This window comes from Pseudoalteromonas sp. 2CM39R, assembly GCF_023161845.1.
Window position 1 is genome coordinate 24,925 of sequence record NZ_JALNTM010000037.1, and the last position, 15,350, is coordinate 40,274.

Genomic DNA, 15,350 nt, shown 5'->3' on the forward strand with positions numbered 1-15,350 from the left:
ATAAAAATACTTGGCGCTTAACTTGCGTAGTACTTACCTAGTTAATTAATAGAAGCCAGGGTGCAGCTCATGAATATAGAAATAAGCGTTATTATCCCAAACTACAATTGCAAACAGTATTTAGCAAAGGCACTGAGTAGTGTTATTGCTCAAAAAAATGTCAGTCTAGAAATTATCGTTGTAGACGATGGCTCAACCGATGGCAGTGTTGATTGGTTGAGAAAAGCGCAGAACACATTTCCACAGCTGGTTATTTTAGAACAAGAAAATACCGGTGTAGTTAATGTACGCAACCGCGCTATTGCAGCTTCTAAAGGGGACTATATTGCATTCTTAGATGCCGACGACTATTGGAGTGATGATAAGTTGTATGAGCAATTAGGTTATATGAAAGAAAACCCCGAATGTGTTTTAAGCTTTACTAATTATATGCATGTAAATGAAGATTATGAGCCTATTGTGGATTGCTTTTCTTTTTGGCCTGAGTTTTCAAAATTTGTTGATAAGAAAGATATGGGATATCAAAACTTAAAATCGCCAATAGACTTACTTATTTTTGCCAATGTGATTGGTACCTCTTCGGTTATGGTTAAACGTTCAGCCATTAATTATATCGGCCGATTTGATAACATATTAAACAGCGCAAGTGATTGGGATTGCTGGTTAAAGCTTGCAAGAATTGGTGATGTAGCTTTTTCGCCGCGCGTAGCCATGGATTACTTGATGAGAGCGGGCTCTATTACCGCAAATCGTAAAAACAGGCTCAATGCGATGAAAGAAATTGTTTCACGCTGCAAAAGAGATGCTGGAATGATTGCACAAATAAAAGCACAAGCACGTATATTAGAATGTTACGGTGAATATTATCGAGAAATAGGCGCAAAGTTCAAAGCGTTATCAATTACAACAGCCGCGTTTACGCTATTCCCGCATAAACGTAATTTACGCCATTTATTACATGATTTAAAAACCACATTTACTACTGCACCATAATTACTTTGCTAATACACAACAAGTAGCGTTTAAGCTACTTGTTGTGTATTAGCCTAAAATAAATACTCCATCTAACTTTTTAAGTTTAATGTATAACTTAATATTTTATGATCGCTTCCTTTAAACTCACTCACTTCCAAAGAAGATAAATTAAACTCTTGATTAAAAATACAATGGTCAATTGGCAAGCCCGTCATTAAAGTGTGCTCTATTGCAGTAGGTGCAAAGCTGGTATATGCATTTGCAGCTGCATAACAACTTTGGGCATTAGACCAATTAAAATAGCCAGACCAGGGAACAATATTTAGATCTCCCGCAATAAACCAAGGATCTATCTCTTTTGTACTCGCCTCGTTCATTACTGATAATAATCGATTACGATTATGCCAATGAGTAGCGGTTCTAGGTGAAGGTGGGTGGGCAATAAAAGCGGTAATTGGGTGCTTATCTAATAATAGCTTAAGCTTTATATAACCTAATCGGTCGCCATCTAATTTAACTTGCTGTCTGTGTATAATCGGTAAACGCGAAATAACCACAATCCCGTAAGGGATCCCTTCAACTTCGCGATAACCAAACAAACTGGCTTTATTTAAAAAAGGCGTGAGTAAATGCCGGTTTAAATCGCTAAACTCTTGCAAAACAAGCACATCCCATTGCTGGTTTTGTAAGTTTTTTAGATGCATGTCTACATAGGGATTATTGTAATTTAGATTAATTTGCTTAACTGTTATCGCAGCCTTCGAGGGAGCGACTTCTAATGAATGCAGCGGCACCAGTGAACTTAAATTAATAATACAAATAATCGCAATCACTCCCCCTAGCCATAGTTTTTTTAGCGCAAGCAGTAACAGTGCAAAAAACAACGCAGCAGCTAACAAAGGAAACCGAAAGGATATTAATAAATCAGCGTAATAAAATTGCCACGGATTAAATGCGGCAACAATTAGCATAAATGCAATTACTGTGATGACAGCAATGCTATAACCTCTTCTTGAATTACACCGCCTACTCGAAATAACCTTGAACATGAACGCCCCTTTTTACAATAAAAAAGAATATACCTGAGTATATTCTTTATCTTAACTTTGAGTTTTATCAATTAAGCCGATAAAACTTAACCAGAATTCGACATAATCTGATGTTATCTAATCTCAAACAGTTGGTTTTGTGTTTGAGCATCAAACTGCCAAGTAAAAGCAAGTGGTTGGGTGCTGGTATCGTAAAACCAAATTTCCGCTACTAGCTCTATATCTTGTCTGCTCATCGCAAGGGTAGTTGTGAGTGCCCCTTGCGTTAAAGGGGCTCTAAATAAGCAATTATTGTAATCTGCTCGCTCTGCATTCGATTTTTTCTGACAAATATTCAGATACGCTCTTTCATCACCTCTAGAAAGCGCTACATCAATAGCTAAATTAAATTTTGTTGATAAGTTAAAGTCATTATTGATAACTAAGTTTGCCATTCCTTGGGGCTCAGCTGTTACTGGATCAGCAACTGGTGGAGCTACATTAGTCGGGGCAGGTGCTGCACTTTCATCGCCTCCGCCCCCGCAGGCTGTTAACAGTGATAATGAGCATAAGATGACGGTTAATTTATTCATTACTGTTCTCCTTTAACAACCACACTCGGTGCGTTGTAACTGTTAAACCACTGCGGGGCTTGCTGACCTGACGACTGCGCAAAATTAGCAAAACGATCATAAGCGTTGGTGATGTCTACCCCTTCAAGTGGATGTAGCCACTGCATACCGACTTCAATCGCCCATGGAAGGCCATTTTCAGTTTGAAAAAATAACTCAGAGGCTTGCTGAGTGGCATCATCTGCACCATTAACAGCGAATAAACTACTATCGAAAGCCTCTGTTGGCGCTTGGTTTTTTAGATGAACCTCCCAGCTTCTTGCATTTTTACCAACTAAAAAGTCACCATGATAAAATCCTTCGCTACCAAAAATGAACGGATCGAGTAGTGTACCAGGTGCATTCGCTAGCGCTTTAGCTGCTTTTAATGGAATAGTCATACTAAACGTTACTTTACTGTTTACGTCACAATTGCTTTCGGTTCTAAAGTAATCACAGCCGGCTTGCTTCGTAATATGTTGCCAAGTATCCTGCATGAAAATCAAAATTGCTTGCTCACGGTTTGCTTCTAATGGCGAGTCTAGTTGCAGATCTCCATTGATAGTGTAAATGATATTTTGCTCATCAATTTCACTGCTTAAAATAGTATTGGTTGTGCTAGTAGTAGTTTCTGTAAGTCTTACAGCAAAACCATTGTGATAAGTTGCGCCCACTCCAACAAGTTGACCATCAATTTTATAGCCAACCACATTACTTCCTTCAATCAGCTGCGTAGTACGATAATTTACAACCACATCATTAAAGTCGTAATCGCCTGAAAACGGCCATTTATCTTCATAGGCAAGCGTTACCCAATCGTTTTCACCAGGATAAACAGCGCTAGCAAATGTGGTTATTGGATAATCTTCCACTTCGCCACCTAGCACTCCACCCGTGGCAGTAATTAATGATGCCTCAGAACCATCAGTAACTCGAAAGCGAGCCCATGTTTGCCCTGCTTTAACGTTACTCGGTACGCTAACTAAAATACTATTATCACCTTTGTTAAGCTGATACTTAGTTACCATGCGTTCGGATTCACTAAAGCCACCATTTTGATCCCAGTCAAACCAAGCATATAAAAAGCTATCAGCTGAGGCGTTGACAATGATTTGGCTATCTTGTCCTGCAGCAATCGCGGTAACAAAGCTAACCCCGTCATCAGAGTCATCTATGGGGTTATTGATTAAATCGTCATTCGTATTGATATTTTCGCCATCGACCGTCTCACCCAAGTAAATAAGATTACTGCCAGTACTACTAGGATCAAATAAGTGTCGAGCGCCACTTTGCTCAAGACTCGTGTTATATGGACGAGGAGCATCACCAAAATCAATAGAACTATCGGTAACTGCAACTTCTGCAATAGCGCATCGCGCACCATCATTTTGACTAGATTTAGGTCCTGAGGTAAATACGTTTGCTGTTGGTGTGTAGCCAACTACGGGGCTAATACTTAAATCAACTTTATGTATTTTTCCGCTTTTGTTATTACTAAAGTAAAACTGGCCGTCAATATCAAAGTAAGCGGCACCAAATGCGCCCGTATCATCACCAATATCGAGCTGAGTTATAAATTTAGAGGTATTATTAGCAACGTTAATTTCATGCAAATCACCATTTGATTCAACTGCATAAAGTAAATTACTTTGTGGATGAAAGGCAAAATCATAAATTCCTAAATTCCAGTTGGCACTATTAGGTAAAAGCTGTGCATTAATTTCAGCGGTTAGATCTGAGTTTAAATCGATTTCGTAAAGGCCAAACCGAGGAGTATAAACATAATATGAAGCGCGCTGATTTGCTGCATCGCCTGTTACCTGAATGTCACCTACATAAAAATTAGTATCTGGCAGCCCTGTGATATTTAAGCGAGCCATTTGATAGTTACTGTCTATTTGCACCACACTTTTTGGTGCTTGGCGACTAAAGCCATACAAATACTGATCTTTATAATTAAAGCCAATGGCATTTACGCTTTCATTGTTTGCCTCAGTAGCAAACGTTAAAGTCGCGGCTAACACCGTAGGCTTAGCCGATACTAAATCTATACCGTATAACTGTGCTTTAGCATCTTGCATTAAAAAAGCCTGGCTTGGACAATTCTCAAATGGCTGACTAAAAACGGTGCAAGGCCACAATACACAGCAAACTTTTCCGAGATGGGTTAATTTCATACGTAAGCCCTCTATAGTTACATAGTTGAACTAATGCAGACTTCATTCCAAACTTTAACCTATTGAATTTAAATAATAATAAAAAATTACATCACTTAGATATGCAAGTTGCAACACATGTCTTTGCATTATGCGAGAGTAAAAATCACCTTCACAAACTCTCTGTATCTATGCTCTTAGACACGGGCTATTTGCTCTAAGTATGCAGCAGTTGAGTAAGCTTCATTAAATAAAGTACAATAGTAAAATTAAGGCAGGCCTTTTTAACGGCTGTGCTTGTTCATTTTAGGTAAAAAATCATGGCACACTCTCGCGGAAACTTATTCATTTTATCAGCACCTTCTGGGGCAGGTAAATCTAGCTTAATAAATGCACTACTGAAAAAGCATGCTGATATGAAAGTATCGGTATCGCACACCACTCGCGCACCGCGCCCTGGTGAAAATAATGCAGAACATTACCACTTTGTATCAGTTGATGAGTTTAAAGCGCTGATTGCCAAAGATGATTTTTTTGAATGGGCACAAGTATTTGATAACTATTATGGTACTTCTAAGCAAGCGATTGAAGAGCAACTCGCCGCAGGTATTGATGTATTTTTAGATATTGACTGGCAAGGCGCTCGCCAAGTTCGAGAAATAATGGACGACGTAAAAACTATCTTTATTCTTCCGCCATCAAAACAAGAACTAGAGCAACGTTTAAATAATCGCGGCCAAGACTCTGCTGAAATTATTGCAGGTCGAATGGCGCAAGCTCAATCAGAAACCTCTCATTACAACGAATACGACTATGTTGTAGTGAATGATGATTTTGATACTGCTCTATGCGATTTAGAAACCATAGTAATTGCACAGCGATTAACGCTAAAAGCACAAACAACACGTCATCAAACTTTAATTAATGAGCTGCTCAAGTAATCTAAATTACGATTAATTTTCGGTTCATGCCTTAAAATAGATAAAAATTAACCACTGGCTATTGGCGAAACTTGCTGCGTGCAGTAAACTACGCCTTTGCTTTTAAATTATTTTGGAGTGCTAAGATGGCTCGCGTAACAGTTGAAGATGCAGTAGATGCAATTGGTAATCGTTTTGACTTAATTTTAGTTGCGGCCCGTCGTGCCCGCCAAATTGCTGTTGGTGGTAAAGATCCACTAGTAGATCCTGAGAACGATAAGCCGACAGTTGTTGCTTTACGTGAAATCGAACTTGGTTTAGTTGATAATTCTTCAATGGATGTTATTGACCGTGAAGAACAACAACATCAAGAAGCGGCAGAACTAGCTGCTGTTGCTGCCATTGTTGGTGGCAACCAATAATCAACCGCCCGGTCTGATTTAGCTAACGGCATAGTTTTTCAACTATAGCCGTTGGCAATCCTTTGTTTTCATCGTATATTCGTAACTTATCCTAACTTATTTGCTTCACGAGAACATTGGAGTGTGAATGTATCTTTTTGAAGGTCTTAAAAAGAAAATCTCAAAATACTTGCCAGCAGACGATGTTGAGCTAGTTCAAAAAGCCTACGTGGTAGCCCGAGAGGCTCATGAGGGTCAAACTCGTTCAAGTGGCGAGCCTTACATTACTCACCCCGTTGAAGTCACTCAAATATTAGCAAGCATGCATCTTGACCATGAAACGCTCATGGCAGCACTCATGCATGATGTGATTGAAGATACCGATTTTAGCCAACAAGATTTAGCTGAAATATTTGGTGAAACAGTAGCAGAACTCGTAGAGGGTGTGAGCAAGCTTGATAAATTGAGCTTCAAAGATAAAAAAGAGTTCCAAGCTGAAAACTATCGAAAAATGATTATGGCAATGACCCAAGATATTCGGGTTATTTTAATCAAGCTAGCTGATAGAACACACAACATGCGCACATTAGGCGCACTTCGTCCTGATAAACGCCGCCGTATTGCTCGTGAAACCCTTGAGATTTATGCACCAATTGCTAATCGTTTAGGTATTCATGATATAAAAAATGAGCTAGAAGATTTAGGTTTTCAAGCACTGTACCCTATGCGTCATCGTGCACTTAAATCGGAAGTGGCTAAAGCGCGTGGTAATCGCAAAGAAGTTATTTCAAATATTCAAACTGAAATTGAAGCTCGCCTTGAAGAATTTGGCATAAAAGCGACCGTATCAGGCCGTGAAAAGCATCTATACAGTATTTATAAAAAAATGCTCAACAAAGAGCTGCTGTTTAACGAAGTCATGGATATTTACGCATTTCGTATTGCAGTAGACTCTATGGATACCTGTTATCGCGTACTTGGTGTAGCTCATAACTTATATAAGCCAATTGAAACCCGCTTTAAAGACTATATTGCTGTACCAAAAACTAATGGTTACCAATCATTACATACTTCGTTAGTTGGCCCGCATGGTATTCCTGTAGAAATTCAAATCCGTACTTTAGATATGGATCACATGGCTGATAAAGGTGTCGCAGCTCACTGGATGTATAAAAAGTCGGGTGACAATGCGGGTCATACTGCACAACAGCGCGCACGCCAATGGATGCAAAGCTTATTGGAATTACAACAAAGTGCAGGTTCCTCGTTTGAATTTGTAGAGAATGTAAAAACAGAGCTATTCCCAGAAGAAATTTATGTCTTTACCCCAGATGGTCGGATTATTGAACTTCCTATGGGTGCAACGGCGGTTGATTTTGCTTATGCCGTTCATACTGATGTAGGTAATACTTGTGTCGGTGCACGTGTAAACCGCAAGCCTTATCCTTTAAGTAAAGCCATTGATACAGGGCAAACAATAGAAATTATTACCAGTTCAGGCGCTCACCCTAACGCAACATGGCTTAACTTTATTGTTACTGGCAAAGCACGCTTAGGCGTACGCAACTACCTTAAAAGTCAACAGCATGAAGAAGCGTTATTACTTGGTCGTCGCTTACTTGACTCAGCGCTAGGGGAAAACAAATTTGATAACCTGCCAGCTGAAAATATTACCCGAGTGCTTGAAGAGCATGAGCTTTCCTCTACCTTAGAATTGCTAGTAGAGATTGGCTCAGGTAACTTAATGAGTATGCTGATTGCTAAACGCTTATTACAAAACGACAATGATGATTTAAACGATATCGCAAAGCGTGCCAAGGCAACCATTATTGGTACCGAAGGCATGTTGGTTAATTATTCTAAATGTTGTCGTCCTGTACCTGGAGACGCTATTACTGCCCATGTTAGCCAAGGTAAAGGTTTAACCGTTCATCGCCAAGAGTGTAAAAATATTCGTGGTTGGGAAAATGATCGTTCGAAATACCTAGTCGTAAAATGGGATGATAATCCAGAAAAAGAATATATAGCGGCTTTAAGAGTAGAAATCATTAACCACCAAGGTGCGCTGGCTAAATTAACCAATGTGGTCGCCACTACGCAGGCCAATATTGTAGAAATTGCTACCGATGAAAAAGAAAGTAATTTATACGTGATAGACTTAGGGATCACAGTTAAAAACCGTATTCATGTCGCCAATATTATGCGCCGCATACGTGTTATGCCCGATGTACAAAAAGTCTATCGTAAAAAATAAAATAGGAACATCATGAATAAAGCATTTATATCAACGGATAAAGCACCTGCAGCAATTGGTACATATAGCCAAGCAGTAAAAGTGGGTACAGCTGTTTATTTATCAGGGCAAATACCACTTGTCCCAGAAACAATGGACGTTATTTCTGAAGACTTTAGTGAGCAAACACATCAAGTATTTAAAAATATCAGTGCGGTTTGTGAGGAAGCTGGCGGTTCTATTCAAGACCTAGTAAAAGTTAATATTTACCTTACTGATCTTTCAAACTTTGCCATTGTGAACGAAGTTATGAGCCAATATTTTAAACAGCCTTACCCTGCGCGTGCAGCTATTGGCGTTCGTGCACTCCCTAGAGGTGTACAAGTAGAAATTGACGGCATTATGGAACTTCCTTCAACAAACTAACCTCTATAAGCTATGAGCGCCGCTCATAGCTTTTATCCCATTCTATAGCTACACTTTGATGAATTCTTGACTCAAAACTAAAATTCTAGCACTCTGTAATCACGTTATTTTATTAAACCTTACTTTTGTAGTAGAAAAAGGATAACTTGTGTTTAAGCTTGCTCATAATGGCAATGTATTGCTCGATACGAGTAAATCTGCACCCACCAGTGCTGCTTTTATCATTGAAGCAATTGAACAATCGCCTTACAGCGAGTGTGAAATCGATCATGACGCCATAAATAACTATTTCAGTAGTGCAACACCTGAACGAATCTTAGTCGTTGCAACACGCCACGATGCAACCTTAATCGTTGAAATCAGCGATGATAAAATGCTAGCCACTGGCACGCTCACTCTCGCCAAAGGTGGCGCAACACTCAGTTTTGATGAAGCTAAAAAAGAATTAGTGAAAGCGCATGTTGCTAGAGGTTATAAACAAGCATTTTTAGAGCAGCTTTTACAAAAGCAATTTGAGCTTCCTCCGGGCTCTGTAGTTAGCGGACCACTCGCTAAAGGACGTTTACCTACTGACGGCCAAGATAGTAAATTTAAAGCCATGGTTAAAACCTTAAAAGACCGCCTTAAAGCACCCAAATTAAAAGAAGATGGTAGTGTTGATATGCGTGATTTTGGTAAATTAGCAAGTGTTAAACCGGGTGAATTACTAATCCAGCAGCAACCTGCTACTCCTGGTCAAGAAGGGTTTACCGTGATAGGTGATGTTTTACCAGCCAAACCAGGGCAAGTTCATGCCCTAATTGCAGGTGAGGGTACTGAAATATCAAAAAATAACCCGATGGAATTACTTTCAACTATTGCCGGCGTGCCTGTTGAAATAAATAACGGAATGCGTGTTGACGATATTTTCACTGTTAACGATGTGTCTGTAAAAACAGGCCATATCGACTTTGAAGGTAGTGTAATAGTTAGTAAAAATGTAGAGCCAGGGATGAGGATAAATGCAACAGGTGACATAACCGTTTTTGGTACAGTCGAATCTGGAGAATTAACCGCCGGTGGCGATATACTTGTAAAACAAGGGGTGATTGGCCATCAAAAGCCTGAAGATAAATCACTGTCTTGCAGAATAATTTGCGCAGGTGATGTGCATGCCTCACACTCTCAATATTGCTACATTGAAGCTAACAGCATATTGCTTGACCGCCAAGCCAGCCATAGCTCAATGAAAGCAAAAAATATAATTCAAATTGGTCAATCAGAACTACCTAAAGGAAAGTTATTTGGAGGTGAAATTTTAGATGCCACTAAACTAATTGCCGGAGAAATTGGTAACGAATCAGGGGCTAAAATGGCAATTAATTTAGCCGCTTCAGCTACTCAAATGACCAAAGATATTGATAAATATTTTAGTGAATTAACAGCTGCAAATGAACAGGTTGATAGCTTACAAGCTGCATTAGAAAAAGCAGATTTAATTAAAGATGCTGATAAAAAAAGCGAGCTCATGAATAAGATTGGATCAACTCAGATACATCATAGTCAACAAGCTGAACAACTAGAAAAGCAGATAGCGAGTTTAGAGCAAAAACTAAATACCATGCTCGATGAAGCCATTTTAACCGTAAATACCGTTTTACATTCTGGAGTGGAAATCCATATATTCAACAAGTTACTTAAAACAACTCGCAACTTTCCACCAAGTAATGTTAAGTTAGAAAACAATAAAATAGAAATTGAGTTTAAAACTTAATTATAAGGGGCTGTTAGTAACAGCCCCTTATTCTTTATAGTAAGCCGTCTACACTGTCATAGGTTTGCGCTGGCCACACACCTACCTGCACTTGCCCTATGTGTTGTTTTTGTAATAACAGCATAGCCAAGCGAGACTGACCAATACCACCACCAATTGTTTGAGGAAATTTACTTTCTAACAATGCTTTATGCCAATCAAACTCTAAACGGTCTTCGTCACCGGTAATTCCCAATTGAGCTTGCAAAACTTCAGGGCTCACTCGAATTCCCATAGATGATATTTCGAAAGCATCTTCAAGAATTGGATTCCATACTAAAATATCGCCATTTAATCCCATATACTGATCACATGTTGGTGTTGACCAATCGTCGTAATCTGGCGCTCTCACATCATGAATTTTACCATCACTTAATGCTCCGCCAATACCAATTAAAAACACAGCACCATATTCTTGAGCAATCGCTTTCTCACGCTGCTTAGCGCTAAAGTCAGGGTACATTTCACGCAGTTCTTCACTGTGTACAAAAGTAATTTTAGCTGGCAAAAATACTCTTAAGCCAAAGCTTGCACTAACATATTGTTCAGTGGCTTTAATAGCTTGGTAAATTGTTTCAACCGTTTGCTTGAGAGTAGATAAAGAACGCTGCGTACTTTCACAAATAACTTGCTCCCAATCCCATTGATCAACATAAACAGAATGGATTGGGCTTAGTGAATCTTCATCGGGTCGCAACGCTTTCATTTGCGTATAAATTCCCTCACCTTGTGAAAAGCCATATTCACCCAAGGTTTTACGCTTCCACTTAGCAAGAGAATGCACCACTTCGTAACGGCTATCTGCAATCGCTTTAATATTCACAGCCACGGCGTTCTCGTGCCCACTTAAGTTATCCTGTGTACCGTCGCCTACTTTAGCCAAAATAGGCGCTTGAACTTCAATTAAGCCCAGTTTTTGTTCTAATTGCTGCGAAAAGAACTGCTTAACTTTACTTATTTGCTGCTGCTGCTGCACATAATGTGAACTCATAATAATTGGCCTCATTCCCAGTTATTGTATTTACTACTTAGCGCAAATTACGCTTCAATGAGGTTATCGTAACAATTAAACTATTTAATTCAATATCCCACAATAAAAATAGCCTTACGATATTAAAACCATTAAAAAAGTGGTATAAAAACAACTAATACCATAATTTAAGGCCGCTATATCTATGGAAAATTATCAAATCGATAATCTTGATAAACAGATTCTGCATGCATTAATGGATAATGCGCGTACACCTTATGCTGAATTAGCAAAACGCTTTAGTGTAAGCGCAGGAACAATTCATGTGCGAATCGAAAAAATGAAACATGCAGGGATCATCACAGGTACTCAACTAACCATTAATACAAAGCAATTAGGTTACGATGTGTGTTGTTTTATTGGTATTAATTTGAACAACGCGCGCGATTATCCGCAAACACTTATAAAATTAGAATCATTAGAGGAAGTGGTCGAAGCATATTACACCACTGGTAATTACAGTATTTTTATTAAAGTAATGACCCGCTCTATCGATCATCTACAAGATGTACTAATCAATAAAATACAGGCAATAGAAGCCATTCAATCAACCGAAACCCTGATCTCATTACAAAACCCGATTAGTCGAACAGTGGTGCCTTAAGGTGAAAAATCTCGTATAATTTGCCGAAAAAGAGGACTCCAATGCAGCAAACTCGTTACCAAAGAATCGAAAGTGTACTTTCACGTCGTCAAACCGACCTTACCGTGTGTTTAGAAGACGTACACAAACACCATAACTTATCAGCAATTGTTAGAACGGCTGATGCCGTTGGTTGTCATCATGTGCATGCCGTGTGGCCAGAAAAACAAAAGTGGCTAACCAATAATACCTCAGGTGGTAGTAAAAACTGGTTAGACACACATCTTCACAGAAACATAGATGATGCCGTTGCAAGTATGCGTGCTCATAATCCTGATGTACAAATTTTAGCGACGCATTTAAGTGAAGATGCTGTCGACTTCAGAGAAATTGATTACACTAAACCGACTGCAATTATTGTCGGTCAAGAAAAAACGGGGATCTCTCCACAAGCCTTAGAGTATGCAGATCAAAACATCATTATTCCAATGCAAGGCATGGTGCAGTCGTTAAATGTATCCGTTGCAGCAGCCCTAATTTTATTTGAGGCGCAGCGTCAACGTGATCTAGCTGGTTTATACAATAGAAATATGCTGAGTGAAGAAATTAAGCACCCAATGTACTTTGAAGGCTGCCACCCAATTATTGCAAGGCAATGCAAACAAAAAAACCTACCTTACCCTGCTCTTGATGAAAACGGCGAAATTGTTGCTGATGAACAGTTTTGGCAGGCGTTAAAACATACTTGATGCATATACAGTGTATCAGTACACTTAACTTACTAAATAATAAGAATTGAGCCTACATTGTCTAAACCTAGCTTAAGCCAATACCCAATCACAGAACTTAAAGGCGTTGGTCCTAAAATGGCTGAACGGCTATTAAAGCTAGGTATTAGTACAGTACAGGACATGCTATTTCATTTGCCGCTTAGGTATGAAGACAGAACCCGTATTTATACAATTAGTGAGTTGACCCCTCATAGCCACGTAACTGTTCAAGCAACCATTGAAACCAGTCAAATAACCTTTGGAAAGCGGCGCATGCTGGTTTGCCAAATAAATGATGGTACAGGTAGGTTAACACTACGATTTTTTAATTTTACCGCAGCACAAAAAAATGCATTTAGCACAGGCAAAATAATTCGTTGCTTTGGCGAAATACGTCGCGGACGTATTGGCTTTGAAATGAGTCATCCTGAATACAGTATTAGCGACACTTTTGAACAACAATCAACATCATCAACACTTACGCCAGTCTATTCAACAACCGAGGGGTTAAAGCAGCTCTCTATTAGGGCGTTGAGTGAACAGGCAATAGAATTACTTCAAAAGTATGCAGTAGAAGAGCTACTTCCCCAACAATGGCAACCATCGCAACTACCGTTAAGTGATGCGTTATTATTACTGCATCGCCCTCCTAATGATGTTGATATAAGTGCGCTTGAACAAGGGACTCACCCAGCTCAGCAGCGGCTCGTATTTGAAGAGTTACTGGCTCAAAATCTAAGTTTATTAAAAGTAAGAGAACAGGGACAACAAGTTAAAGCCGTTGAACTTGAGCCCACTAATTCATTAGAAACACAATTTTTAGCACAATTACCCTTTGCGCCAACCAATGCACAAAGCCGTGTGGTATCAGAAATTAAAGCAGATATGCAACACGCCTACCCTATGATGCGACTTGTCCAAGGGGACGTTGGCTCTGGTAAAACACTAGTCGCAGCACTGAGCGCGTTAACTGCGATAGCAAAAGGCTACCAGGTCGCATTAATGGCGCCAACAGAGATATTGTCAGAGCAACACGGAATCAACTTTTCTAGCTGGTTTGAAAGCCTTGGAATAATGGTTGCTTGGTTAGGTGGTAAAACAAAAGGTAAAGAGCGCGTAAGTACACTTGCAATGATCGCCTCAGGTGAAGCGCAAATGATTATCGGTACCCATGCGTTATTTCAAGATGAAGTAAAATTTAACAATCTTGTACTTATCATTATTGATGAACAACACCGCTTTGGAGTTCATCAACGTTTATCATTGCGTGAAAAAGGCCGTTTTGGTGATTGTTATCCACATCAGCTAGTAATGACAGCAACTCCTATACCACGTACGCTGGCGATGACTGCCTATGCAGACTTAGAAACCTCAGTGATTGACGAATTACCACCTGGGCGGACTCCTATCACTACAGTTGCGATTCCTGATACTCGTCGAGATGACATTATTAGTCGCGTAAAACTTGCCTGTAAGGAACAAGGTCGACAGGTTTACTGGGTATGTACACTAATAGACGAGTCTGAAGTACTACAATGCCAAGCAGCGGAAGACAGTGCATTACAGCTAAAAGAAGCATTACCTGAGCTTGCTATTGGCTTAGTCCATGGGCGAATGAAAGCTACGGAAAAGCAAGCCATTATGAGCGACTTTAAAGCGGGTAAAATTCATGTACTTGTGGCAACAACCGTGATCGAAGTTGGGGTTGATGTGCCTAATGCGAGTTTGATTATTATCGAAAACCCTGAGCGCCTAGGTTTAGCACAGCTTCACCAACTACGTGGCCGCGTAGGCCGTGGAGCTACGGCATCTCACTGCGTGCTTTTATACCATGCACCACTTTCACATACCGCTCAGAAACGGTTAGGAGTACTGCGCGATAGTAACGACGGATTTGTTATCGCAGAACGTGATTTAGAAATACGCGGCCCAGGTGAAGTTCTTGGGACCAAACAAACCGGCTTAGCAGAATTTAAAATTGCAGACTTAACAAGAGATAAGCAAACCTTAAATCAAATTAGACCCATAGCACAACAGATGTTGAAGCAATATCCTCAGTATGTAGACCCTCTCATTCAACGCTGGTTAGGCAACAAGTCAAATTACGCACAAGCTTAGTAACTTATTCGCATAAAGCCACATATTAATTTTCCCAACTAGTTATTCCCTATACCACAACTATTTCCCTACACCTTGCTCCTGTGTTTTCACTTTCCTGTAGACGTAAAAAAGCCCGACTCTTTTGAATCGGGCTTGCTTGTATTTAGAGTCGGTGCGCTATTTTGTCCGTGGGGTTCTAGATACTCAACCCATGCTACGGTGGTCAGGTTGACGCTGTGCTGCTGATAGCTGACGGCTAATACTTTCACTTTCCTGCAGACGTAAAAAAGCCCGACTCTTTCGAATCGGGCTTTCTCTTATTTGG

General features: G+C 39.8%; 13 protein-coding genes. 9 read left to right on the forward strand and 4 right to left on the reverse strand.

Annotated elements, in window-relative coordinates:
- The first annotated feature begins 69 nt into the window (after positions 1–69).
- Positions 70–993, forward strand: coding sequence for a glycosyltransferase (locus MTF66_RS36620; protein ID WP_109875864.1), 924 nt, complete (start codon positions 70–72; stop codon positions 991–993).
- Between the two features lie 71 nt (positions 994–1,064).
- Here MTF66_RS36620 and MTF66_RS36625 read toward each other — a convergent pair whose 3' ends face one another.
- The 3 genes from MTF66_RS36625 to MTF66_RS36635 form a co-directional block, all read right to left on the reverse strand.
- Positions 1,065–2,024, reverse strand: coding sequence for an endonuclease/exonuclease/phosphatase family protein (locus MTF66_RS36625; protein ID WP_248530195.1), 960 nt, complete (start codon positions 2,022–2,024; stop codon positions 1,065–1,067).
- Positions 2,025–2,137: 113 nt separating this feature from the next.
- Positions 2,138–2,596 carry a hypothetical protein gene (locus tag MTF66_RS36630; RefSeq protein ID WP_138623304.1) on the reverse strand — a complete coding sequence of 153 codons (459 nt, stop codon included), beginning with the start codon at positions 2,594–2,596 and terminating at the stop codon, positions 2,138–2,140.
- A complete protein-coding gene (locus tag MTF66_RS36635) occupies positions 2,596–4,791 on the reverse strand; it encodes an LruC domain-containing protein (RefSeq protein WP_374237729.1) in 2,196 nt (731 codons plus the stop codon). Before MTF66_RS36635 ends, MTF66_RS36630 begins: the two co-directional genes overlap by 1 nt.
- 299 nt (positions 4,792–5,090) lie before the next feature.
- Here MTF66_RS36635 and gmk point away from each other — a divergent pair, with 299 nt between their 5' ends.
- The 5 genes from gmk to MTF66_RS36660 all read left to right on the forward strand — a co-directional run bounded on the left by gmk (position 5,091) and on the right by MTF66_RS36660 (position 10,503).
- Entirely contained in the window at positions 5,091–5,711 is a 621-nt protein-coding gene (gene gmk / locus MTF66_RS36640; protein ID WP_010392962.1) for a guanylate kinase, read from the forward strand.
- A 125-nt stretch (positions 5,712–5,836) separates the two neighbouring features.
- Entirely contained in the window at positions 5,837–6,112 is a 276-nt protein-coding gene (gene rpoZ / locus MTF66_RS36645) for a DNA-directed RNA polymerase subunit omega (protein ID WP_008108220.1), read from the forward strand.
- 127 nt (positions 6,113–6,239) lie between these two features.
- On the forward strand, positions 6,240–8,345 hold the full coding sequence (gene spoT, locus MTF66_RS36650; RefSeq protein ID WP_248530197.1) for a bifunctional GTP diphosphokinase/guanosine-3',5'-bis pyrophosphate 3'-pyrophosphohydrolase: 2,106 nt from the start codon (positions 6,240–6,242) through the stop codon (positions 8,343–8,345).
- Positions 8,346–8,357: 12 nt separating this feature from the next.
- Positions 8,358–8,750, forward strand: coding sequence for a RidA family protein (locus MTF66_RS36655; RefSeq protein WP_138623308.1), 393 nt, complete (start codon positions 8,358–8,360; stop codon positions 8,748–8,750).
- A 148-nt stretch (positions 8,751–8,898) separates the two neighbouring features.
- On the forward strand, positions 8,899–10,503 hold the full coding sequence (locus MTF66_RS36660; RefSeq protein ID WP_138623310.1) for a DUF342 domain-containing protein: 1,605 nt from the start codon (positions 8,899–8,901) through the stop codon (positions 10,501–10,503).
- A 34-nt stretch (positions 10,504–10,537) separates the two neighbouring features.
- Here the strand turns inward: MTF66_RS36660 and asnA are convergent, their stop codons facing one another.
- Positions 10,538–11,533, reverse strand: coding sequence for an aspartate--ammonia ligase (gene asnA / locus MTF66_RS36665; RefSeq protein ID WP_138623312.1), 996 nt, complete (start codon positions 11,531–11,533; stop codon positions 10,538–10,540).
- 184 nt (positions 11,534–11,717) lie between these two features.
- Between asnA and asnC the strand changes: the two genes are divergently transcribed.
- Genes asnC through recG form a run of 3 tightly spaced genes read left to right on the forward strand, consistent with a single transcriptional unit; the run spans position 11,718 to position 15,043 of the window.
- Positions 11,718–12,176 (forward strand): transcriptional regulator AsnC, encoded by a 459-nt coding sequence (gene asnC, locus MTF66_RS36670; RefSeq protein WP_008108204.1) that lies wholly within the window; start codon positions 11,718–11,720, stop codon positions 12,174–12,176.
- Positions 12,177–12,217: 41 nt separating this feature from the next.
- Positions 12,218–12,904 carry a tRNA (guanosine(18)-2'-O)-methyltransferase TrmH gene (trmH, locus tag MTF66_RS36675; RefSeq protein ID WP_010392977.1) on the forward strand — a complete coding sequence of 229 codons (687 nt, stop codon included), beginning with the start codon at positions 12,218–12,220 and terminating at the stop codon, positions 12,902–12,904.
- A 57-nt stretch (positions 12,905–12,961) separates the two neighbouring features.
- The gene (recG, locus tag MTF66_RS36680) at positions 12,962–15,043 is read left to right on the forward strand and encodes an ATP-dependent DNA helicase RecG (RefSeq protein ID WP_248530198.1); all 2,082 of its coding nucleotides are present in this window, start codon (positions 12,962–12,964) and stop codon (positions 15,041–15,043) included.
- The last annotated feature ends 307 nt before the right edge of the window (positions 15,044–15,350 follow it).

Excerpts from the sequence above, each read along its gene's own strand:
- asnA (WP_138623312.1), bottom strand. The coding sequence starts at position 11,533 with ATGAGTTCACATTATGTGCAGCAGCAGCAGCAAATAAGTAAAGTTAAG.
- MTF66_RS36630 (WP_138623304.1), bottom strand. The coding sequence starts at position 2,596 with ATGAATAAATTAACCGTCATCTTATGCTCATTATCACTGTTAACAGCC.
- MTF66_RS36625 (WP_248530195.1), bottom strand. The coding sequence starts at position 2,024 with ATGTTCAAGGTTATTTCGAGTAGGCGGTGTAATTCAAGAAGAGGTTAT.
- asnC (WP_008108204.1), top strand. The coding sequence starts at position 11,718 with ATGGAAAATTATCAAATCGATAATCTTGATAAACAGATTCTGCATGCA.
- spoT (WP_248530197.1), top strand. The coding sequence starts at position 6,240 with ATGTATCTTTTTGAAGGTCTTAAAAAGAAAATCTCAAAATACTTGCCA.
- gmk (WP_010392962.1), top strand. The coding sequence starts at position 5,091 with ATGGCACACTCTCGCGGAAACTTATTCATTTTATCAGCACCTTCTGGG.
- MTF66_RS36620 (WP_109875864.1), top strand. The coding sequence starts at position 70 with ATGAATATAGAAATAAGCGTTATTATCCCAAACTACAATTGCAAACAG.
- MTF66_RS36635 (WP_374237729.1), bottom strand. The coding sequence starts at position 4,791 with ATGAAATTAACCCATCTCGGAAAAGTTTGCTGTGTATTGTGGCCTTGC.
- trmH (WP_010392977.1), top strand. The coding sequence starts at position 12,218 with ATGCAGCAAACTCGTTACCAAAGAATCGAAAGTGTACTTTCACGTCGT.
- MTF66_RS36655 (WP_138623308.1), top strand. The coding sequence starts at position 8,358 with ATGAATAAAGCATTTATATCAACGGATAAAGCACCTGCAGCAATTGGT.
- rpoZ (WP_008108220.1), top strand. The coding sequence starts at position 5,837 with ATGGCTCGCGTAACAGTTGAAGATGCAGTAGATGCAATTGGTAATCGT.